Origin of the sequence: Geotalea toluenoxydans JCM 15764 (assembly GCF_001311985.1) — a bacterium.
Classification (GTDB): domain Bacteria; phylum Desulfobacterota; class Desulfuromonadia; order Geobacterales; family Geobacteraceae; genus Geotalea; species Geotalea toluenoxydans.
Genome location: NZ_BBCJ01000021.1, coordinates 1 through 18,756 on the forward strand (window position 1 = coordinate 1; position 18,756 = coordinate 18,756).

At 55.3% G+C, this 18,756-nt stretch carries 20 protein-coding genes and 2 pseudogenes; 9 read left to right on the top strand and 13 right to left on the bottom strand.

Annotated elements, in window-relative coordinates:
- Positions 1-231: 231 nt before the first annotated feature.
- Both JCM15764_RS13800 and JCM15764_RS13805 read right to left on the bottom strand, forming a co-directional pair.
- The gene (locus JCM15764_RS13800) at positions 232-1,440 is read right to left on the bottom strand and encodes a right-handed parallel beta-helix repeat-containing protein (protein ID WP_054696681.1); all 1,209 of its coding nucleotides are present in this window, start codon (positions 1,438-1,440) and stop codon (positions 232-234) included.
- 310 nt (positions 1,441-1,750) lie between these two features.
- Positions 1,751-3,454 carry an ABC transporter ATP-binding protein gene (locus tag JCM15764_RS13805; protein ID WP_243689009.1) on the bottom strand — a complete coding sequence of 568 codons (1,704 nt, stop codon included), beginning with the start codon at positions 3,452-3,454 and terminating at the stop codon, positions 1,751-1,753.
- A 133-nt stretch (positions 3,455-3,587) separates the two neighbouring features.
- Here JCM15764_RS13805 and JCM15764_RS23810 point away from each other — a divergent pair, with 133 nt between their 5' ends.
- Both JCM15764_RS23810 and JCM15764_RS13810 read left to right on the top strand, forming a co-directional pair.
- Positions 3,588-3,800: a hypothetical protein gene (locus JCM15764_RS23810; RefSeq protein ID WP_243689010.1), complete on the top strand. Its 213-nt coding sequence runs from the start codon at positions 3,588-3,590 to the stop codon at positions 3,798-3,800.
- Positions 3,779-4,978, top strand: a complete 1,200-nt coding sequence (locus JCM15764_RS13810) for a beta-galactosidase (protein ID WP_054696684.1) — start codon at positions 3,779-3,781, stop codon at positions 4,976-4,978. The genes JCM15764_RS23810 and JCM15764_RS13810 overlap by 22 nt, the downstream gene beginning before the upstream one ends.
- Positions 4,979-5,053: 75 nt before the next feature.
- On the opposite strand, the gene JCM15764_RS23815 is transcribed toward JCM15764_RS13810, so the two are convergent.
- Positions 5,054-5,671, bottom strand: coding sequence for a c-type cytochrome (locus JCM15764_RS23815; protein WP_243689011.1), 618 nt, complete (start codon positions 5,669-5,671; stop codon positions 5,054-5,056).
- Between the two features lie 265 nt (positions 5,672-5,936).
- Here JCM15764_RS23815 and JCM15764_RS13820 point away from each other — a divergent pair, with 265 nt between their 5' ends.
- Genes JCM15764_RS13820 through JCM15764_RS13830 form a run of 3 tightly spaced genes read left to right on the top strand, consistent with a single transcriptional unit; the run spans position 5,937 to position 7,657 of the window.
- The gene (locus tag JCM15764_RS13820) at positions 5,937-6,314 is read left to right on the top strand and encodes a GtrA family protein (protein ID WP_054696695.1); all 378 of its coding nucleotides are present in this window, start codon (positions 5,937-5,939) and stop codon (positions 6,312-6,314) included.
- 9 nt (positions 6,315-6,323) lie between these two features.
- Positions 6,324-7,142, top strand: coding sequence for a glycosyltransferase family 39 protein (locus JCM15764_RS13825; protein ID WP_054696699.1), 819 nt, complete (start codon positions 6,324-6,326; stop codon positions 7,140-7,142).
- A 20-nt stretch (positions 7,143-7,162) separates the two neighbouring features.
- Positions 7,163-7,657: a hypothetical protein gene (locus JCM15764_RS13830; RefSeq protein WP_054696702.1), complete on the top strand. Its 495-nt coding sequence runs from the start codon at positions 7,163-7,165 to the stop codon at positions 7,655-7,657.
- 7 nt (positions 7,658-7,664) lie between these two features.
- Here the strand turns inward: JCM15764_RS13830 and JCM15764_RS13835 are convergent, their stop codons facing one another.
- From JCM15764_RS13835 to JCM15764_RS13855, 6 genes are all read right to left on the bottom strand, one after another.
- Entirely contained in the window at positions 7,665-8,474 is an 810-nt protein-coding gene (locus tag JCM15764_RS13835) for a glycosyltransferase family 2 protein (protein WP_243689012.1), read from the bottom strand.
- Positions 8,475-8,641: 167 nt separating this feature from the next.
- Positions 8,642-9,082 carry a dolichyl-phosphate-mannose--protein mannosyltransferase gene (locus JCM15764_RS23820; RefSeq protein WP_243689042.1) on the bottom strand — a complete coding sequence of 147 codons (441 nt, stop codon included), beginning with the start codon at positions 9,080-9,082 and terminating at the stop codon, positions 8,642-8,644.
- On the bottom strand, positions 8,965-10,374 hold the full coding sequence (locus JCM15764_RS13845; RefSeq protein WP_054696716.1) for a phospholipid carrier-dependent glycosyltransferase: 1,410 nt from the start codon (positions 10,372-10,374) through the stop codon (positions 8,965-8,967). The genes JCM15764_RS23820 and JCM15764_RS13845 overlap by 118 nt, the downstream gene beginning before the upstream one ends.
- A gap of 57 nt (positions 10,375-10,431) precedes the next feature.
- A complete protein-coding gene (locus tag JCM15764_RS23825) occupies positions 10,432-11,145 on the bottom strand; it encodes a TolC family protein (protein WP_243689013.1) in 714 nt (237 codons plus the stop codon).
- A 56-nt stretch (positions 11,146-11,201) separates the two neighbouring features.
- Positions 11,202-12,011: a TolC family protein gene (locus JCM15764_RS23830; protein ID WP_243689014.1), complete on the bottom strand. Its 810-nt coding sequence runs from the start codon at positions 12,009-12,011 to the stop codon at positions 11,202-11,204.
- Between the two features lie 78 nt (positions 12,012-12,089).
- Positions 12,090-12,365, bottom strand: a complete 276-nt coding sequence (locus tag JCM15764_RS13855; protein ID WP_054696719.1) for a c-type cytochrome — start codon at positions 12,363-12,365, stop codon at positions 12,090-12,092.
- A gap of 386 nt (positions 12,366-12,751) precedes the next feature.
- Here JCM15764_RS13855 and JCM15764_RS29930 point away from each other — a divergent pair.
- The 3 genes and pseudogenes from JCM15764_RS29930 to JCM15764_RS13870 all read left to right on the top strand — a co-directional run bounded on the left by JCM15764_RS29930 (position 12,752) and on the right by JCM15764_RS13870 (position 14,537).
- Positions 12,752-13,602: pseudogene (locus JCM15764_RS29930) on the top strand (lipase maturation factor family protein).
- The gene (locus tag JCM15764_RS29935; RefSeq protein ID WP_243689017.1) at positions 13,572-14,135 is read left to right on the top strand and encodes a lipase maturation factor family protein; all 564 of its coding nucleotides are present in this window, start codon (positions 13,572-13,574) and stop codon (positions 14,133-14,135) included. The pseudogene JCM15764_RS29930 and the gene JCM15764_RS29935 overlap by 31 nt, the downstream one beginning before the upstream one ends.
- An 18-nt stretch (positions 14,136-14,153) precedes the next feature.
- Entirely contained in the window at positions 14,154-14,537 is a 384-nt protein-coding gene (locus JCM15764_RS13870) for a DUF2267 domain-containing protein (protein ID WP_054696724.1), read from the top strand.
- Positions 14,538-14,608: 71 nt separating this feature from the next.
- Here the strand turns inward: JCM15764_RS13870 and JCM15764_RS13875 are convergent, their stop codons facing one another.
- Positions 14,609-14,914, bottom strand: coding sequence for a cytochrome c3 family protein (locus JCM15764_RS13875; RefSeq protein ID WP_054696727.1), 306 nt, complete (start codon positions 14,912-14,914; stop codon positions 14,609-14,611).
- A gap of 165 nt (positions 14,915-15,079) precedes the next feature.
- Here JCM15764_RS13875 and JCM15764_RS13880 point away from each other — a divergent pair, with 165 nt between their 5' ends.
- Positions 15,080-15,481 (top strand): phage tail protein, encoded by a 402-nt coding sequence (locus tag JCM15764_RS13880; protein ID WP_054696730.1) that lies wholly within the window; start codon positions 15,080-15,082, stop codon positions 15,479-15,481.
- 2 nt (positions 15,482-15,483) lie between these two features.
- Here JCM15764_RS13880 and JCM15764_RS13885 read toward each other — a convergent pair whose 3' ends face one another.
- From JCM15764_RS13885 to JCM15764_RS29940, 3 genes and pseudogenes are all read right to left on the bottom strand, one after another.
- Complete coding sequence (locus JCM15764_RS13885; RefSeq protein ID WP_054696733.1) at positions 15,484-16,944, bottom strand: multiheme c-type cytochrome; 1,461 nt, start codon at positions 16,942-16,944, stop codon at positions 15,484-15,486.
- A gap of 87 nt (positions 16,945-17,031) precedes the next feature.
- On the bottom strand, positions 17,032-18,417 hold the full coding sequence (gene hcp / locus JCM15764_RS13890) for a hydroxylamine reductase (RefSeq protein WP_243689018.1): 1,386 nt from the start codon (positions 18,415-18,417) through the stop codon (positions 17,032-17,034).
- 14 nt (positions 18,418-18,431) lie between these two features.
- Positions 18,432-18,686, bottom strand: a pseudogene (locus JCM15764_RS29940) (hydroxylamine reductase); the annotation flags it as partial.
- Positions 18,687-18,756: the final 70 nt, after the last annotated feature.

Sequence of the window (18,756 nt, forward strand, 5' to 3'; positions counted from 1 at the left end):
TTCCCCCGCGTCCCCCCAGCTTCCCGAAAAAGCCGCTGATCAGAATTTCGTGACCAACGGCTTTTCAGGTTATTCTGCCGATGCGTGCAAAAGGGGTTTAACCGGTTGTAGAACTCGAAGCGAAACTGGGGGAGAATTGGGGCCGCTCTTATTATATTTCATCCATGCATGAAAAGATAAGTCCGCCCCCTCTTCCTCTGCTATCCGGGTTGTCCCTAAAATGTAAATCCGCTATGGGCATACCAGTTGGTTGTAATCACCATCGTATGAGTTGATGCATTTAAAGGTGGCGGTAAGACCTTGAAGATCGAATGGTCCATTCACTTTGGTCGATCCTATTTTAAATGATCCTCCTCCAGAAATTGCGGACCTCATTCCAGTGATCTCTGAATTATCAACGAAAACTGAAGCTTCTATACTCTGCAATCCGGCAATTCCTTGTGGGACTTTGATTTGCGATGAAGAGATCTGGATGTTACCGTTTACGGCAATTACGCCATAGCCGTTAGATGGGACGTTTACATTTATCGAGGAATTCGAGATGACGACATTACCGCTGCCATAGTTCAGTCTGATACCATAATGGGTAAGCGTGTTGCTATCGGTAACGTCGATTACAGTATTTCGAACGGTGAGGGTGGCATTTCCCTCGTTGAAGATGCCGCCGGTCCAATCAACTAATTTGGGTGTACCTTCGATCCTGGAATTGTCCACGACCAGGTTGCCCGCATTGTACAACCCACCTTTTGCCAGAACTCTGTCGAATGTAAAACCATCTCCATAAAGCCACAACGCGTGATACTCGAATTTATCAGTAGAATTTACAGTTACGTTTCTGAAGAGCGACCGGCTTCCCCAGATTCTTATGTGACCACTTGGGATGTTGATCGTAAGCCCCCGTATCTCCGCATTGGTTAGGGACATGTCTCCCCAGCCAGAGTTAGCTACCAGGAATGTTGCATTTTCACCCGAACCTTCTATGGTGACAAAAGGATTCACGACGATCGTAGCGGCAGCAAGATCCAGGTCGTATACACCCGGCATAATCTTGATAATATACGGGTTAGTTTCACTGGCGTCGGTTATGGACTGGAGTGCCGGCAGCAGTGCAGTAAAATCCCCTCCTGTTTTGGCGACTGTGATTACGTTGCCTGTTTTCTTTTGAAAAACGCCATCCTGAATCTTACTTGCCGAGATGGGTCCCGTGATTTTTGTATCCGTAACGGCGCCATCGGCAATCTTCGAACCTGTTACAGCTGCATCCTGAATATGCCCTCTCTTTATACCAGTACCAACTGTGACATCCTGACCACTTGTACCATCTGCCGGCCTGATGCTGCTCGACACTACCTGGTTTGGCCCAATCACTGCCAAACTCTCCACAGGGAGTGACATACTCGCTACAATCATTAATACTGCTGCTGCCCCCTTCAATCTCATAACTCCTCCTCTAATTGTAATTTCCAAGCGTCACGCCAGGAAGGAAATTGCTACTGTCACGGATTTGACTTAGTAGCAGATGACTAGCGGCACTTTTTTAACAGTACATCTTCTAATTAGCAAGATATTTTTATGAGGTTTTAAAGTAATGAAAAATTAGAGGCTAATTATTTGTTTTTTACGAATGTTTTGCAGTTTTCTTAGCTTGCCAGCAGCAACCCCCTCGATTGGCATTCCACCAGTGAGGCATAATAGCCCCCCTTCTCCATGAGTGCTTGATGGGTATCGGACTCGATGATATGGCCGTCTTTCAAGACCAGGATCCGGTCGCGCCGACGATGGTGGAGAGGCGGTGGGCGATGATGAAGCTGGTTCGACCCCTGATGAGCCGGTCCAGTGCCTCCTGCACCAGGACTTCCGATTCGGCGTCCAGTGCCGAAGTGGCCTCGTCAAGGATGAGCAGGGAGGGGTTCTTCAACAGCGCCCGAGCGATGCTGATCCGCTGGCGTTCTCCGACGGAGATCCGGCTCCCCCGTTCGCCGACGACGAAGTCGTAGCCGCCTGGGAGCTGGCAGATGAACTTGTGGGCATTGGCCGCCACCGCCGCCGCTTCGATCTCCTCCTGGCCGGCATCGGGCCTGCCGTAGGTGATATTGTTGCGGATGGTGTCGTTGAAGACCAGGGCGTCCTGGAGGACGACGCCGATCTGCTGCCTGAGCGACCGCTGCTGCAGGAAGCGCAGATCCACCCCGTCCAGCTTGATTGAGCCGGAGGTGGGATCGTAGAAGCGCTGCAGCAGCGAGATGAGGGTAGTCTTTCCCGAGCCGCTCGGGCCGACGATGGCCACCGTCTCACCTGGCCGAACATGGAGATCAATGTTGCTGAGGATGGTCCGGTCCTCGTTGTAGGCAAAGTCGACGTTGCGGAAGACCACTTCCCCCTTCACCTGCTGCACCGCCACCGCATGGGGCACGTCCTGGAGCTGGTCTTCGGCATCGAGGATGGAAAAGACGATGTCGAAGGAGATGGTCGCCTTGCGCAGGGTCTGGTAGATGGTGGTCAGACTGTTGACCGGGCCGAACAACCCACCCTGATAGCCGAGGAAGGCCATTAATGTTCCCACGGTCGTTTCACCCCGGGAGATGAGATAAACGGCACAGCCGATGGAACTTGCCTTGGCCAGCATCACCACCAGGTTCTGGGTTGCCCCTATCTTGGTGTCGGTGGCCACCCCTCTCCTGACGATACCGTGGGCTTCGGACACGTCGCCCATGAATCGTTTCCGTTCCGCTTCCTCCATGGCAAAGCTCTTGACGGTTACGATCCCTGCCAAGACCTCGTTGAAGCGGGAGAAGACGACTCCCCACCGATAGAGCAGCGAGCTTTCCCGGGCGGTCTGCTCTTTGGAGGCAAAGACGCCGATCAGGGCAGGGAGGGGCGCAAAGAGGATTACCACCAGTGACAGCCGCCAGTCCAGGCGGATCATCACCACAACCGAAATGGCCAGGTACATCAACCCCGGCAGGATGTTGAAGGTGATCTCGGCAACGGCGGCGACGAAGCCGTTGATGCCGTGATTGAGCCTGGTCATCAGGCCGCCTACCGTCTCACCACGATGGTAGGAAAGGGGCAGCGAGTGCAGGCGGCTCGTCACGGCATCGAGGAGCTGATAATTCACTGCCAGTCGCACTTTCCAGCTGAGACGGTTGGAAATGGCGTTGAACCCTTCCCTGGTCAGCGCCGCCAGCATAATGGCCACTACCGCCAAAAGCACGCTGGCAAGCCCTTTGTTCCCTGCCAGGCGGTCGAAGACCAGCTTGTAGATTAGCGGTTCCAGGGCGCCAAGGGCGGCGATAATCGGCATTATGGCCAGGATGGTGGCGACGGTCCGGCGATGGGGTGCAACAAAGCCGAGGGCACGCCGCATCTGGGTCAATTTCTCTCCATCCAGCCCGGCCAAGCCGGCCACCTTGGCGAAGATCCTGTCTTTCGTCTTAAGCATCATAGTTTTCATAGCCGACAGTCTGCAGCATTCCCTCCACGAAGGAAGTGAGCAGCATCACGCCGCTGGCAGTAACCGTCAGCGCAACCGGCGGTCTCTGCTATACTTTAATTTATTGGTTCCAATAAAATGCCGAGGTGATGAGATGCAAAAAGTGACGACTGTTGTAGTCTCATTGTTTCTGCTGTTCTCCAGCGCCTGCTGTCACCACCCCATGGGCGCCCATGCACTGCCGGTGGTGGAAGCACTACTGCTGCCGGCGCCGCTCAAGCATTCACCAAGCCGGTTTCATTCAGCATCCTGCAGGATTACATCAAGGGGGAAGATCTGGAGGAGGTGGCAAAGGACTTCAGGCTGATGAAGGAACTGGGGCTGACCACCTGGAGGGGAAGCCTGGCCTGGGGCGATTACGAACCTGCTCAGGGGCAGTACGATTTCAAGTGGCTGCGCCAGTTTGTCGAGCTCGCAGCGCAACATGGCATGAGCCTGCGCCCCTACATCGGTTATACCGCTCCATGGGCCGCAGGGGGAGGAACCGACAAGGAAGCCTGGAACGACCCTCCGGCCCGACTCCAGGACTGGAGCAATTTCGTTTCACGCCTTACCGGTGCCCTGTCCGGCCAGAAGAACATCCTCTCCTACGAAATTTACAATGAGGAAAACGTGCGGCAATGGTGGGACGGCACGGCGGAGCAGTATAACCAGGTACTGCAGAAGGGGGCTGAGGCCATACGCAGCAGCGACCGGACCAAGCCGGTTATCTTTGGCGGCATGGTCTACCCCGACGCCGACTGGGTCAAAGCAGCCTGTGACGAGTACGGCAGCGGCGACAGCTTCCACATCCTCCCCTTCCATGCCTATCCTGAGACCTGGACGGAAAAGCACATCGTGCTGGAAAACTATCTGGACCAGGGTTACCCCAATCATTTCCAGGGCACCTTCATCCCCTGGGCCGACCAGTACTGCGGCAGAAAGCCGATCTGGATCAATGAGGCCGGCTTCGCCAACACGCCGGGGAAAAGTGAACCCGATCAGGCCAACTGGTGGGCAAGGGCCTTCGCCACATTCCTGGCTTCCCCCCGGGTGGAACATCTGGGTATCTATCAGATCAAGGAGCGCAAACAGTCCGAAACGGTCATCGGCGGGGGGGAAAACTATTACCTGGGTATCAGCCGTCCCGACAGGACGCGAAAAATGGCGTTCTTCACCATCAAACGCCTGATCGGCCTGCTCGATGTGGGCAACTTGACCGTAGCCGACCGGGAACTGAAGGTTGAGGTTACCGGCGGGAAAAAGGTGGAACTGTACAGCCACCTCTTCGTCAGGCCCGATGGAAGCCAGGTCCTCTTTGTCTGGGACAAGAAGGGAGAACCGACGTTGCGGCTCCATCCCCGGCCGGGATCGGCGGTCGTGGAATATGCCCTGGACGGCTCGCCGTTGCCGTTCAGGTCATATAACGGCAAAACGCTGGAAAGGGTAAAACTGACCCCGGGTCTGGTTCGCATCTTCGAGATCAAGGCAGCAGGAAAGAGCTGATGGACATAGACCTGCAGTTGCAACGAACAAAAAACGGGGCTCTGGCAGGAGCCCCGTTGCTTTCCCCGAATACTCTTACTTGGTTACAGTTGAAATCGCCTGGATTTGACTTGATGTCAATGTGGAAAGGAAGCCCATTCCACCCCTGTTGTTGTTTATGGCCGACTGGATAGCGCTTGCACTCCACCCTTTCCCTGTCGGGGAACCATGGCAACCCGAGCAGTAGGTCTGGTAAAGGGTTGCACCGGAGGCGGCTGGAGTTGGGGTTGGGGTTGGAGTTGGTTTAGGTGTCGGTGTAGCCGTTGGAGTCGGAGTTGGTGTCGGGCTTGGTTTAGGTGTCGGTGTCGGTGTTGCCGTTGGTGTCGGGCTTGGTTTAGGTGTCGGTGTTGCCGTTGGCGTCGGTGTTGGCGTCGGACTCGGTTTTGGTGTCGGGCTTACCGCCGGCATTGGGCTTGGTGTCGGAGACATACGGGGTCTATGACGTCGGTCCTTTTTCTTATCCCTGTCCCTGTCTCGGTCACGGTCATCATCCCGCTCCCGGTCATTGTCCCGGTCATTGTCACGATCACGGTCATAGGTGCTGCCACCTGTAGCTTTACCTCGATCTTCATCATCATTGGCCACCGCCATTGCTCCTGATTGCAGGAAGCTCATGCATATCAGGATCGCCAGGGTTTTCTTCAGTCTCAGCATGCCGTGTACCTCCTTTTTTTAGTAGGCCCCGTAGCGCCGTGCTTCCGATTGTCGTCGGCTTCCCCAGTTGCAGGTAAAATTAGAATATACCCATACTATGCATTCTACTGACGGGCAACTCCATGTCAAGGGTGGCTCTCAATACAAATGTTAAAATAGTATCATTTCCAAGTTGCGGTATAGTTTAAAAATGGGCGCACACGGTGGGAAAGCATTCTTAAGCTTAAGCAGGCAGCCTGGGACACTGTCAACATTAGTGAGGCAATTGACCCGCTTCAACCTGGTCGGGATCCTCAATACGACAGTGGATTTCAGCCTGTTCTTTCTCCTGGACATGCTGGGCATGCCTTACCTGCTGGCCCAGACCTGCTCATACAGCTGCGGCATTGCCAACAGCTATTTTTTCAACAAATACTGGACCTTCGGCATGACAGGCATCAAATCAGCAGAAATGCTACGATTTGCCATGGTCAGCCTGACCGCCCTGGGAATATCAGTGCTGCTCGTCTATCTGCTCCACTCCACGCTGCACTTTTCTCTCCTGACATCAAAGATCGCCGCAACCATTCTGACAATGCTGCTTAGCTTCTTCGGCAGCAGGCAGCTGGTCTTCAGGCCCGAGACCAAGCCCATTGACCCATGAGGTGATAAAATGGCATCGCTTCTCCTGCTCGGGCTGGTTCCAGTACTGTTTGCCCTCGGTATGAGCATCGGCGGGAAATACGCCTTCCTTGTCAGCGGCACGCAGGACGGTAAACCGAGACCATGGCTTGTCTGGCTCGCCATGGCAACTATGCTGGTGATCAGACTGCTCCTGGCCGCCTCCATGGAAGGCTATAGGAACGACGTGCATACCTTTCAGGCCTGGGCAGTGCGAGCTGCCGAAAATCTGTCCGGATTCTATTCCGGGGGGTTCTTTGCCGATTATCCGCCGGGCTACATGTACGTGCTGTTTCTCATCGGCAAACTAAAGGAACTGCTGGTCCTGCCCGATGGAGGTTCAGGTTTTCTGGCACTTATCAAACTGCCGGCGATCATTGCCGACATGCTCACCACATTTCTGCTTTACCGGTTGGCAAATCTGCGTTTCGGCAAAAAAGCGGCTCTTGCCGTTGCCCTCATGTACGGCTTCAATCCGGCAGTGATCCTCGATTCGGCGGTATGGGGACAGGTGGATGCGGTTTTTACCCTCTTCATCGTGCTCTCCATCTTCTTCCTCACCGGAAACCACCTTGCTTCCTCCGTCAGCTGGTTCGTCGTCGCGCTGCTGATCAAACCGCAGGCGCTTATCTTTACCCCTCTGCTGCTCGCTTCGGCCATTGACCGGCTGCTCCTGCAGCCGGTCAACAGGATGTGGACCCGGATATTAGTGGCTGCTGCGGCAGGCGGTTTGGTATTCATGGTGGGCGTGGCGCCTTTCGCCCTGGAAGAAGGGACCTGTGGATCTTCAGTCATTACAGGGCTACCCTGACCTCTTATCCGTATGCAACGGTGAATGCCTACAACCTGTTCGCCCTGAGCGGAGCGAATTTCACGAATGAAACAGCCTCCTGGCTGTTTTTCCCTTATCGGAGCTGGGGCACTTTCTTTATCGTCCTGGCAACCCTTTTCGCTTTCAGAGTCTATTTCTGCGCCAGCGAAGAAACAAGGTTGTACCTGATGGGCATGTTCATCATTGCCGCCGTTTTCATCTTTTCCGCCAGGATGCACGAACGTTATCTGTTTCCGGTGCTGATCTTTGCCCTCCTGGCTGCTCTTTATGCGGGGAGCATGCAGCTGCTCGTCATCTTCACCGGTTTCAGCATCACTCACTACATTAATGTGGCCCATGTGCTGATTGCCAGCACCCGAGGGATTACCCATATACCGGGGAATGATCCACTGTTGCTTGGCACTTCCATGGCTAACCTGCTGCTGTTTCTTTACATGTTGCGATGCATAGCCGGAAGCTGGTCGGACCAGGAAGGTCGATTGCTGCCGGAATGACGGAGGTTTACCTTCCCCGGCAATCCTTCTCCATGGCGAAGTTCCTCACCCGACGCACCACGTAGAGGGGTCTTCCCTTGGTCTCGTCATAGATCCTGCCGATGTACTCACCGGCAATGCCCAGCATCATCAGCACGATGCCGTTGAAAAAAAGGCTGATGACCATGCTGGAGGCCCAACCGGCAACGGTCCGGTCGGTAAAGAACTTCTGGTAGACCACCACCATCAGGTAGATGAAGCTGAAAAACGACAGGGACATCCCCAGGTATGATGAAAGTTTCAGCGGCTTGAAGGAAAAGGAGGTAATGGCGTCGAAGGCGAACTTGAGCATTTTCTTCATGGGGTACTTGGTCTCGCCGGCAAAGCGCTCCTCGCGGGAAAATTCCACGCCGATCTGCCTGAAACCGAGCCAGCTGATGATGCCCCTGATATAGCGGTTTCTCTCCTTGATGGATTTGAGGGCGTCACAGACCCTGCGGTCGATCAGCCTGAAGTCGCCGGTATCCACGGGGATATCCACATCGGTCATCTTGCGCATCAGCCGATAAAAGAGGGCTGCCGAGAACCTTTTGAACAGGGTTTCCCCCTTGCGTTCTTTCCGCTTGCCGTAGACCACGTCATACCCCTCCCGCCAGCGGTCGATCATCTGCGGTATCAGTTCCGGCGGGTCCTGAAGGTCGGCATCGATGACCACTACCGCGTCGCCGTCCGCATAGTCCATCCCTGCGGTGATGGCAGTCTGGTGGCCGAAATTCTTGGCGAAGTCGATAATCCTGATGTGCCGATCCTGCTCGCAGATAGTGTCGAGTATGAACATGGTGCGGTCGGAACTGCCATCGTTGACGAATATGATCTCGTAGGTTCGTTCAGCCCCTCCATCACCTCATGGAGCCGCCGGTAGGTCTCGGGAAGGACTTTCTCTTCGTTAAACACCGGCACCACGATTGAGAACTTTGTCGCTTCAGACATAGTGACCTCCGGTCCTTAGAATATCCAGCTTTTGAGCCATCTCAGCCTGTCGATATAGTCCGTTGAGACTTCCATTCCCGACAGCTGGTAGAAGATTATGAACAGCAGTCCGGCAACGGTCAAATAGCCACTGACCGCCCACCGTGCCTTGGGCCACCTCTCCATGGCCTGCTGGATTACATATACCTGACACAGGATCATGAACGGCACTGCTGAAAAGAAGTGGTAAATGAATGTCAGCCGCGTGACGAACATCCACGGCAGATACTGAAAGGCGAAGGCGGTAAAGATGACGGCCATCCGCCGCTCCCGCTTCCTGGCGGCAATGATGACAGCGGCTATGACTGCCGGTAGACCGGTCCACCAGATGGCGGGATTACCGAAAGATGCAATGGTCGAGGTCCGGCCGGGAAGAAGACCGGACGCGGTGTAAAACCAGACCGGCTGAAGATCCAGCGGCCAGCTCCACCAGGGGGAAGAAAACGGGTGGGTGGCCTTAAGCCGCTGTGGTAGTCGAACATGTCCAGCTGATTTCGCAGTATGTCCATGAACCCGTGGGATTCCCCCTCAACCATCAGATAGGGAAGGTAGGACAGAAGGTAGATGATTGCCGGGATTACCAGGAAGGAAAACAGGCAGAGACAGATGACAGGCAACAGGTAACACCAGAAAAAGCGTCGCGTTCCGAGCTCTCCCCGATAATTCCTGAAACTGCGGAAGAGCTGCAGGGCCACCAGCAGGGCCAGCCCTGCCCCGGCATAGATGGCGATCCACTTGGATGCTGCGCCGAGTCCGAAGCAGACCCCGCCCAGGATCAACGGGACCGCGCTCTTTTTCATGGGGGCCACGGGGCAGCTGTTCACGTAGAAATCATAGATGAAATAATACATCGCGGTGATGAAGAAGACGCCGAAAATGTCGATAAGTGCGATCCTCGACTGGGTGAAGTGCATGAAGTCCACCATCATCAGAAAAGCGGCGCAGAAAGCGAAAAAAGACCTGCCGAACAGCTTTCTGCCGAAAAGATACATGACCGGCAGCAGTGCCGCACCGAACAGGGTTCCTGCCATGCGCCAGCCGAAAGAGTTCATGCCGAAAACTGCTATGCCTGAAGCAATGAACAGTTTTCCCAGGGGGGGGTGGGTGTTCTCGTAAGGCTCCATCCGCTGCAGATGCTCGTAGGCCGTCCTGCCGTGGTATACCTCATCGAAGTAGAACCCGTTGATAAATGAGGGGCCAGCTTCGAAGGTAGACTGCTCATCCAGCAGATGCTGCGGTTCAGTGCCGGCGGAGTTAAGAGCCGAAATCCTCACCCCGGCCAGCGGGACCTGCGCTCCCTTTTCCAGAACGACCAGTTCATTCAGGGCGCCGCCGGCAGTATCCGCTACTATTCGCAGTCGGGAGGTCGTAACACCTGCGTCCTGGAACTTCCAGATATTGCAGTCATTCTTTTCGAAATGGGCCAAGGGGCGGAATATGCCCTTTGTTTCATAATCAAGGGAAAAGCTTGGCTGCTGAAATCGCTTGTCGTTGATACCGCAGTAATAATAGATCCTGGAAACGGGAACCACACGCCCCAGATCAAGGACCAGTGATTCTCCCTTCCGCAAGGGTTGCCAGACGGTGGCAGGCACCTTGAAGCTGCCCAGATTATGGAGTGCTACCAGCAGGTAGACGAGAACCATGGCGGCCATAATCAGGACATCCTCCTGCTGGGACTGAAACATGCCCGGCCTGGCTCTGCCCATATGGATCCCGCTTGGGATGGTATTTGGGTTTCGGGTTTTGTCATGTTAGCCTGATTATCATTTGGCCCTGAAGGCTTCCATGGCCCATTCCAGGTCGGGTAGTTGCAGGCCCAGCCCCTCCCGCGTCGATTCCTCTTTCAGGGCTGCCTTTCTTGCTATTTTCCCAACATGCTCAGCATCTATTTTAATGCCGTGATGATCTAAAAGCGTGCCCATGTCCCTCCAGAGCCTTGACACCGCGCCGGCAAAGGTTTCCACCGCATCCACCTGTGAATTTCTGGCAAAGGTCAGATCGTTTTGCGCATTGATCACATCCTGAACTGTGCTTGTACCGGCCTGATTGTTCCTGCGGTATTCTTCAAGACGCTTCTCCGCTATCCTCAAGGACATGTCGGCCATCCGCACCTGCAATCGGGCAGAAATCAACGCCCGCATGTCCGACTCTACCTCATTGCGGATCCTCCAGCTGAGCGACCTGATCTGGTTTAGCAACTGTTCGGTCCTGATCTTGCTCCTGCGGTAATCATTGACGGCTGCCGTATTGCCGATGGGATAGCTGAACTGCATGCCGACGGTCCAAAATCGTCTTCTGCCGTCAATGATCTCCTTCCAGTTTTTGCTCATCGTCTCACCAGTGCCGTTAAGTCCGCCGCTGCCGGTCAGGGAAAGTTCGGGCCACGCCTGCCGCCTTGCGATGCGCTCCTGCACCTGCGCCACATTATATGAAATTTGTAACTGCAGCAGTTCGGGACGTAGATCGAGTGCAGCCACTACAGCCTGTTCCTCCGTCTCCTGCGGCTCCTCACGGGAGGGTGGATCAACGGGGATTATGGTGGCTTTCCCTTCCTGACCGATAAGATAACGGAAGCCTGCCTCATGGTCCTTACATTGCGTTCCGCCTCCACCAGCTCCTTGCGACGCTGAACAACGGCAAAATCGGCATCTGCCACCTCCATGGCCAGTGGTGTTTCCGGGGTTACCTTCTGCCTGACACCTTCAAGCAACATTTCAGCAGAAGCAAGGGCAGCCTTGCGCGTCTCCAGAATCCGACGCAGGGTGTAAAGACGGTTGTAGGACGTGACGACGGCGTGAACCGTATCGATAATGATGGAGCGAAACCTCTCCACGGCATCCTGTAGATTGCTGTCGGCAGCAAAAATGGAAAATTCGTTCGTTTCCCTGCCTGCATTGCGTAACAGCGGCTGACTCAGGTTAAGCCCCAGAGATGTCTGCCAGTCCCTGCTGGTCAATTCCGGGTCTTCCGATTCGGCGGTAGTGTAACCGGTCTGGGTGGAAACGGAAACACTCCCGCCAGTGGGAAGGTTCTGGGAAAGTCCGATGGTGGTCTGGGTGTTTCTGGTTCGAAAAGGCTCTCCCGGTGAAGCATTTATGCCGCTGTTTGCGGAAAGTGTCAGTAGCGGGTTGTAAATGCTGCGGCTGCGGATGGAATCAAGTTCTGCCATGAATGAGGAAAGAGATTCGTTATGAACCTCGATGTTGCTGGTCATGGCCATTTTTATGGCATCCATGCGGGAAAGGTTGAGTTCTTGGGGAAGGCTTTCACACTGACCGTCAATGGCTAGCAGTTGCACCAGGATGATGATGGGGAGTGGCAATTTCAGCCAATCTCGGCGCATAAAAAAATCCCCTTGGAAGTGCGAATTCTAAGAGGATTATATCTAATTAAATTTTTTTATCAATCAAGCCTTCGGTAATCAGAAATCAGCTATGGTCCGTATCTGCTCCTGGGTCAGAAACCTGAGCGAGCCCATTCCTCCGGTGTTTTTCCTGATGGCATTCTCGATCAGCGAGCTGGCTTGGCCACGTTTGGCCTGTCCATGGCAGATGGCGCAGTTTGCTTTATACAGCATACCGTTTTCCCTTCTTTCAGGCACAACGGCGGCAGAGGCATCGGCATGGGCATATGTGAATAAGCAGGCCTGCAGCATGAGGATCATGGGGAAAACCATGTGTGTCATTTTTTTCAACATTTGTCGTCTCCTTGCACTGTAGCGGTTTTACCGTTGCTTCAGGATACCGACAAAGAACCCCTTTAATATGTGATTATTGTCACCGGGGACCTGATTCCCGGCCTTGCCGGCCGTTGACCGTCATCACGGCTATGTTATGCTTTTTTAATAGGCCAAGGGAAAATCGAACGTAAGGAAGGATGAAATGGACTACCATAAATTCATCGAAGATGTTCTGGAACAGGCCGGGTGCAGCGAGACCTCTGCTTGCCTGATATCGGTCTGGTAAAACAGCAGCCTGATTACCGATTTTCTCCCGGCTGTGCCTTCCGGAGGTTTCCATGGAATCCTCGGAATACTGGTTGCCTAGGCTCTTGCTGCAACGGGGTCTGGGCTTGATTTATCTGATGGGCTTTCTGGTGGCACTCAACCAGTTCCGGCCGTTGTGCGGCCAGAAGGGGCTGTTACCGGCTACCCACTACATGCAGCTGGTACCGTTCCGTTCCGCCCCCAGCATCTTTTACCTGTTTCCCTCTGACCGGGCCTTCCAACTCTTTGCCTGGCTTGGCACCGGTCTCTCCCTTGCGGCAATGACCGGCCTCTCCGAGGCATATGGAACACCTGTATCAATGATCGTCTGGTTTCTGCTCTGGGCCATCTATCTGTCCTATGTCAATATCGGTCAGGATTTCTACGCCTTCGGCTGGGAATCTCTCCTTCTTGAATGCGGTTTCCTCGCCATCTTTCTCGGACCGGTCGGCGTTGAGCGCCCATTGTCATCATCTGGCTCTACCGCTGGGTCCTGTTTCGTGTCATGTTCGGCGCCGGGCTGATCAAGATGCGCGGTGACCCATGCTGGCGTGACCTGAGCTGCCTGGACTACCACTTCGAAACCCAGCCCATGCCGAACCCCGTCAGCCGTTTTTTCCATCTCCTCCCTGCCGTGCTGCGGCGATGGGGAGTTGCCTTCAATCATCTGGCCGAACTGATCATGCCCTGTCTCTACTTCGCTCCCCAACCGCTGGCAGTGACGGGCGGCGCCGTCTCTGCCGCCTTTCTCTTTTTCATCATCGTCAGCGGTAATTTTGCCTGGCTCAACTGGCTTGCCTTCATCCTCTGCTTTTCCACTGTCACCACCGGCCAGCTTCCATTCCTGCGCTGGAGGTTCCACCTCTTGCACCGCCACCGCCGCTGTTCGATGCCGCCTGCTGGGGAGTTGCGATTCTGGTGGCAATCCGCAGCATCCAGCCGGTGCTGAACATGATCTCACCGGCCCAGATCATGAACACCAGCTTTGACCCCTTCCATCTGGTTAACACCTATGGCGCCTTTGGCAGCATTACCCGTGAGCGTTACGAAATCGTTGTCGAGGGAACGGCCGATAACGCACCCGGCACTGCGAGCGGCTGGGTGGAGTATGAATTCCGCGGCAAACCGGGGGACCCGCAGGGGATACCGCCGCTCATCGCCCCCTACCATCTGCGTCTCGACTGGCTGATGTGGTTTGCGGCCATGCCTTCCCGGTCCCGGCCGCTGTGGTTTATTCATTTCCTGGCCAAGCTTCTTCAGGGGGACCGGCAAGTGCTGGGACTATTGAAGAAGAACCCGTTCCCTGACAAGCCCCCGCTTAAGGTGCGGGCGCTCTATTACCGCTACCGTTTCACCACCGGGGAGGAGCATCGCCGTACCGGCCAGCACTGGAGCAGGGAATTGATCGGCGAGTATCTGCCTGAAGTCTCACTTTCGTCCCCGTCGTTCCGCAGGATTCTGCAGGTCTACCAGCTGGAATAACCTTAAAAGGAGGCACCAATGGACTATCGCAGCTACATGAATCAGGTTATGGAACTTCCCTTCATCAATGATGAAAAAGCTGCTGACTCCGCCATCAAGACCGTTCTCGGGGTCCTGGCGAGCAAGATTGACGAAGACTGGGCCAGGGAACTGACCAACATCCTCCCCCCGGAGCTGGATTTCGCCACCTTGCGCGGCCAGCAGCAGGCGCCGGTCCAGCTGTCCATCGACGATTTCTTCTCCGCCGTGGCGGAACAAATGCACCTGGACTGGCAGCAAGCCAGGGATCTGGTGGGGCGTGTTTTCCACTGTGTCAAGGAAAGCGAGGAGGGGGCCGACATCTTGGGAGAGATAGAAACCAAGTTGCCCCCTGACTGGGCGGCAATTGTCGATCAGGCATAAAAAAAGAGGCTGCCGGTAACGGGCAGCCTCTTGCAATGTTATCTAACTACTAGCTCAGCCAGTCCGAGCAATTATTTCTTATGGCACTGCTTGCATTCCACTGGTCCTTTTTCTTCCAGATCATGACAGCTGATGCAGATTTGGTGGGCAGTTTCCTTGTTCCAGTTGTCGATCTTACCGCCGGTTTTTTTCGGGTGGCAGTGAAAGCATTCATTGTTCAGATCCTGCTGGTGCTTCCTGTGGGAAAAAGGCAGTATCATCACCCCCATTTTCAGGTTGATGATCTCGGGACCCGGATTTTTCGGCGTTGCGGCAAACGCAACCGCAGACAGTACACCAATGGACAACAGCAGAATGATCAAAACAGCTCGTTTCATTGTTTCCTCCTTTCATCACAACAATAGTCACTGATAACTTGTTACTTCAGCACTACCGATACCTTTAAGTTCCTCTTTTTCCCATATGTGCAGCTGATTTGCCAGACATTTATGATAAGATTATCTTAATTTAATCATTACCCGTTACCCGAGGAGAGCAATCATATGGATGGTGAAATGCCGTTTTCCCAATTCAGATACCTTGTGGAGAGCCATGGTATCTTTGCCGGATTTTCGCAGGTTACCCTTGACCAGGAAGACCTGGCCCTCCACGATCGGGAAAAGCTGAAACTGCAGACGGCTAACCTGGTTCTATCAGGCGGCATGCTCACTTTCGGCACCGATCTTTACAAGTGGCTGTGCAGTGTCAAACCTCAGACCATCGAGCGTCGCACCATCAGCATCATTCTCCACAACGATTCCCATCAGAAAATTGCCGCCTGGCAGGTCAGCAGTGCCTTTCCGGTCAAGGTCAGAGGGCTGCAACTGAAATCTTCGGGCCACGAGGTGGTAATCGAGCTGATTGAAGTGGAGCACCGCGGGATAGAGCTCATCGAGCAGCTGTAACCCTATTTCCTTACCTGGAAGGTCTGTCGCTCCATGATCATATCTACCACCGGCAGCTGCGGCACCTTCTCCAGGCCGTAAATCTCCTTCAGATTCATGTCCTTGGGCACCGCGGCCAGAAGCGACTCCGCCACCTTCTGATCAGCCTGGCGATAGCGCAGCTTTACCTCCACCGTTACCTTCTTCGCCCCCTTCGCCCCGTTCATGCCGTAGAAAACGTCCTTGTAGCCGTGGGGAGGAATGGTATCGTGGCGGGAAAAGGCCGTTACCACCCATGGATCCACGGCAAAATGGAAGTCCTTTCCCATACCGTCCGAATTGAAGATGCGGGTGTTTTCCGGCAAGGCGCCGGCCTTCTGAACGGCGCCGCTGGCCAATACCACCTTGCCCTTCTCGTCTTTTGCCGTTATCTCCAGCCACATCTGCCGCACGTTGGTCAGGGAGGTGGGCAGGTTGTGTCCGGCGCGGATATTCTTTACCCTGACCTTCAGCTCACTGAGCTGCCCTGCCCGGTAAACCGGCGTCATCTCCAGTGCTGCGGCACTCTTCAGATGCTCCACCGCCATCTGGTATTTTTCCTTCAGGGATGCGACCAGCTCCCTGTCACCCGTTCTCTCGGCCGCAGCCCCGGCCAGATAATAGAGGAGATAATTGGCGCCATTGAAGTAGTGGTGGTATTCACCCCTTTCCGGCTTTCTGAATTCATCGGCCGTGCGTTTGAAGGTGGCGGTATCCACCATGTGGCAGTCCTGGCAGAGGATTGACTTTTGGGCATAGGGGCCATGTTTCCACTCCAGGTAGGTGGCTTCCAGGGGAAAATGGGCATCGTAATGGTAGACCTGGTGGCAGGAGGCACAGAGGTCGGCTTGCTGGTGCAGCGAAGACTCTTCGCATTTGTGGAAGCCACCGCCGCAATCGGCAGAAGGCTTCCACGGTCCGCGCTTGACGAGATCGGTTCCCTCCTTGCCGGAAAGACCGGGACTGAGGATCATCGAGCCGTTTTCAGGCTCATGGGATGGGGTCTGCCAGTGGGTAGTGTCGCTGATGGAATGGCAGATATCGCAGGAGACGCCCCCCAGGGCCATGGGGCTCAAGCCGGCCAGTCCCGGCCCTTTAATTTCGCCGGTTACCATGCCCGCCGCGGAGTGGCAACCCTCGCACTGGCGGGTAACCTCATGCCCCACCGCCTTGACCGCCTTGTTCAGCTCCCCCTGGTAGACCGGGTCAAGGAAGGCAAGCTGGTGCACGGAGCCGTTCCACTCCCGGAACTGTTTTTCATGGCAGCCGCCGCAGTCGGCCGGTGGAGTAAACTCCGCCGGCGACTTGTTCCACTTGATAAGCGACGGATAGAACGGGTAAAATTCCCGATCCACGTGGAAGACCGCCGGCGCCGCAACAGAGGTAGCCGCCAGCGCCAGTACAACAGCGATGGCAGCCGCAACTTTAGCATATGGATGTTTCATCAGTCCCTCCTGTTTTTATAATCATGGCAATGCATTAAATAATAACGCAAAATTCAATCGAGGAAAGGACTGCCCCCTATTTTTTCACTATGCGCCAAGGGCCTGCCGCAGGTCGTTTTCGGCAGTGGTGGTCGGCCCCAGATCATAGTTCTGGACGAGGAAATCCAGTACCCCCGGAGAAACGTACGCGGGCAGGGAGGGGCCGAGCCGGATGCCCTTAATCCCCAGATGGAGAAGAGTCAGGAGGATGACGTGCGCCTTCTGCTCGTACCAGGAGAGGATCATGGACAGCGGCAGTTCATTGACCCCGCATTCAAAGGCCTCGGCCAGGGCAAGGGCGATGCGGATGGCCGAATAGGCGTCGTTGCACTGCCCCACGTCCAGCAGTCTGGGAATGCCGCCAATATCGCCGAATTCCAGCCGGTTGAAACGGTTCTTGCCGCAGGCAAGGGTCAGAATCACACAGTCCTTGGGCACCTGTTGTGCCAGCTCGGTGAAGTAGTTGCGTCCCGGCTTGGCCCCATCGCAGCCACCGATGAGGAAAAAGCGGCGGATAGCACCTGTTTTTACCGCGTCCACCACTGCCCCGGCCACCTTGAAAACCGCCTCATGGCCGAAGCCGACCAGGATCTCCTGTCCCGGCTTTTCCGGCAGGTCGGGAAGCTGCATGGCTTTTTCTATCACCGGCGAAAAATCGAACCCCTCCAGATGGGTAATGCCGGGCAAGGCCACCTCTCCCCAGGTGAAAAGCCGGTCGGTATAGGAGGGGTCGGGGCGCTGGATGCAGTTGGTATTGAAGATGATCGCACCGGGGAAATCAGGGAGTTCCCTGGTCTGGTTCTGCCAGGCGGTGCCGAAGTGGCCGGCGAAATGGGAGTATTTTCTCAGCCCCGGGTAACCGTTGGCCGGTAACATCTCGCCGTGGGTGTAGACATTGATCCCCTTTCCCTCGCTCTGTTTCAGGATCTCTTCCAGCATGGGCAGGTCGTGCCCTGAAACGACGATTCCCTTGCCGCCACGGGTTCCCAGATTTACCTTCATCGGCTCCGGATCGGCAAGACGCTCGGCATGCCCCTGGTAAAGGAGCTCCATGGTGCGGAGGTTCATCTTGCCGCATTCCAGCGCAAGCGGCACAAAATCCTGAAGGGTGGTCCGGCGATCAGCCGCAGCCGACAGGGCCCGGTGGATAAAGGCATAGATTTCATCATCTTCCTTGCCCAGTTCGGCCGCGTGCCAGGCAAACGCCCCCATACCTAGCAGACCGTAGAGGACCAGCTCCAGGGCCGACAGCGTATCCGGGTCCTGGTGCCAGGTCAAGACCCCGTATTGCCGGCCCTGGGTGATCAGCCCTGCCGTATCTCCCGCAGGCTGCCATGCCGCAGGCCCGCTATGGAACTCCGGAGGCTTCTCCCTTTCCGTTCCTGGTAAGCCTTCTCGAACAAGGACCGCGCCTGTTCCTTCATCTGGTAACATCGCCGCAGGCGGCCGGCAATATCTTCCGGGTCAAAGTTCACATTGGTAACCCTGGTGAAAAGACCATCGAGCATGAACCGGTCCACTTCCGGGTCCTTCGCCCCCAATTCCCGCGCCCGGTGGGCATAGACTGCGACCCCTTCGAGTCCATGGATCATCAGGTCCAGCAGGGCGGCGACCTGGGGATTCTTGCCGCAATTGCCCATCACCTCGCAACCCACTCCCTGGGCCGCCTGTTCGCACTGTCTGCAGAACATCGCTTTTTCCATGACCAGTCTCCTTAGGAATATTTTATATGAACAGTATGGCAGCAACGGACGCCATTTCAAGCTGTTGCGG

What these genes read in the sequence shown, in the direction of transcription:
- JCM15764_RS13800 (WP_054696681.1), bottom strand. Translation starts at nt 1,440, where the DNA reads ATGAGATTGAAGGGGGCAGCAGCAGTATTAATGATTGTAGCGAGTATG.
- JCM15764_RS13805 (WP_243689009.1), bottom strand. Translation starts at nt 3,454, where the DNA reads ATGAAAACTATGATGCTTAAGACGAAAGACAGGATCTTCGCCAAGGTG.
- JCM15764_RS23810 (WP_243689010.1), top strand. Translation starts at nt 3,588, where the DNA reads ATGCAAAAAGTGACGACTGTTGTAGTCTCATTGTTTCTGCTGTTCTCC.
- JCM15764_RS23815 (WP_243689011.1), bottom strand. Translation starts at nt 5,671, where the DNA reads ATGCTGAGACTGAAGAAAACCCTGGCGATCCTGATATGCATGAGCTTC.
- JCM15764_RS13825 (WP_054696699.1), top strand. Translation starts at nt 6,324, where the DNA reads ATGGCATCGCTTCTCCTGCTCGGGCTGGTTCCAGTACTGTTTGCCCTC.
- JCM15764_RS13835 (WP_243689012.1), bottom strand. Translation starts at nt 8,474, where the DNA reads ATGTTCATACTCGACACTATCTGCGAGCAGGATCGGCACATCAGGATT.
- JCM15764_RS13845 (WP_054696716.1), bottom strand. Translation starts at nt 10,374, where the DNA reads ATGGGCAGAGCCAGGCCGGGCATGTTTCAGTCCCAGCAGGAGGATGTC.
- JCM15764_RS23830 (WP_243689014.1), bottom strand. Translation starts at nt 12,011, where the DNA reads ATGCGCCGAGATTGGCTGAAATTGCCACTCCCCATCATCATCCTGGTG.
- JCM15764_RS13855 (WP_054696719.1), bottom strand. Translation starts at nt 12,365, where the DNA reads ATGTTGAAAAAAATGACACACATGGTTTTCCCCATGATCCTCATGCTG.
- JCM15764_RS13870 (WP_054696724.1), top strand. Translation starts at nt 14,154, where the DNA reads ATGGACTATCGCAGCTACATGAATCAGGTTATGGAACTTCCCTTCATC.
- JCM15764_RS13875 (WP_054696727.1), bottom strand. Translation starts at nt 14,914, where the DNA reads ATGAAACGAGCTGTTTTGATCATTCTGCTGTTGTCCATTGGTGTACTG.
- JCM15764_RS13880 (WP_054696730.1), top strand. Translation starts at nt 15,080, where the DNA reads ATGGATGGTGAAATGCCGTTTTCCCAATTCAGATACCTTGTGGAGAGC.
- JCM15764_RS13885 (WP_054696733.1), bottom strand. Translation starts at nt 16,944, where the DNA reads ATGAAACATCCATATGCTAAAGTTGCGGCTGCCATCGCTGTTGTACTG.
- hcp (WP_243689018.1), bottom strand. Translation starts at nt 18,417, where the DNA reads ATGTTACCAGATGAAGGAACAGGCGCGGTCCTTGTTCGAGAAGGCTTA.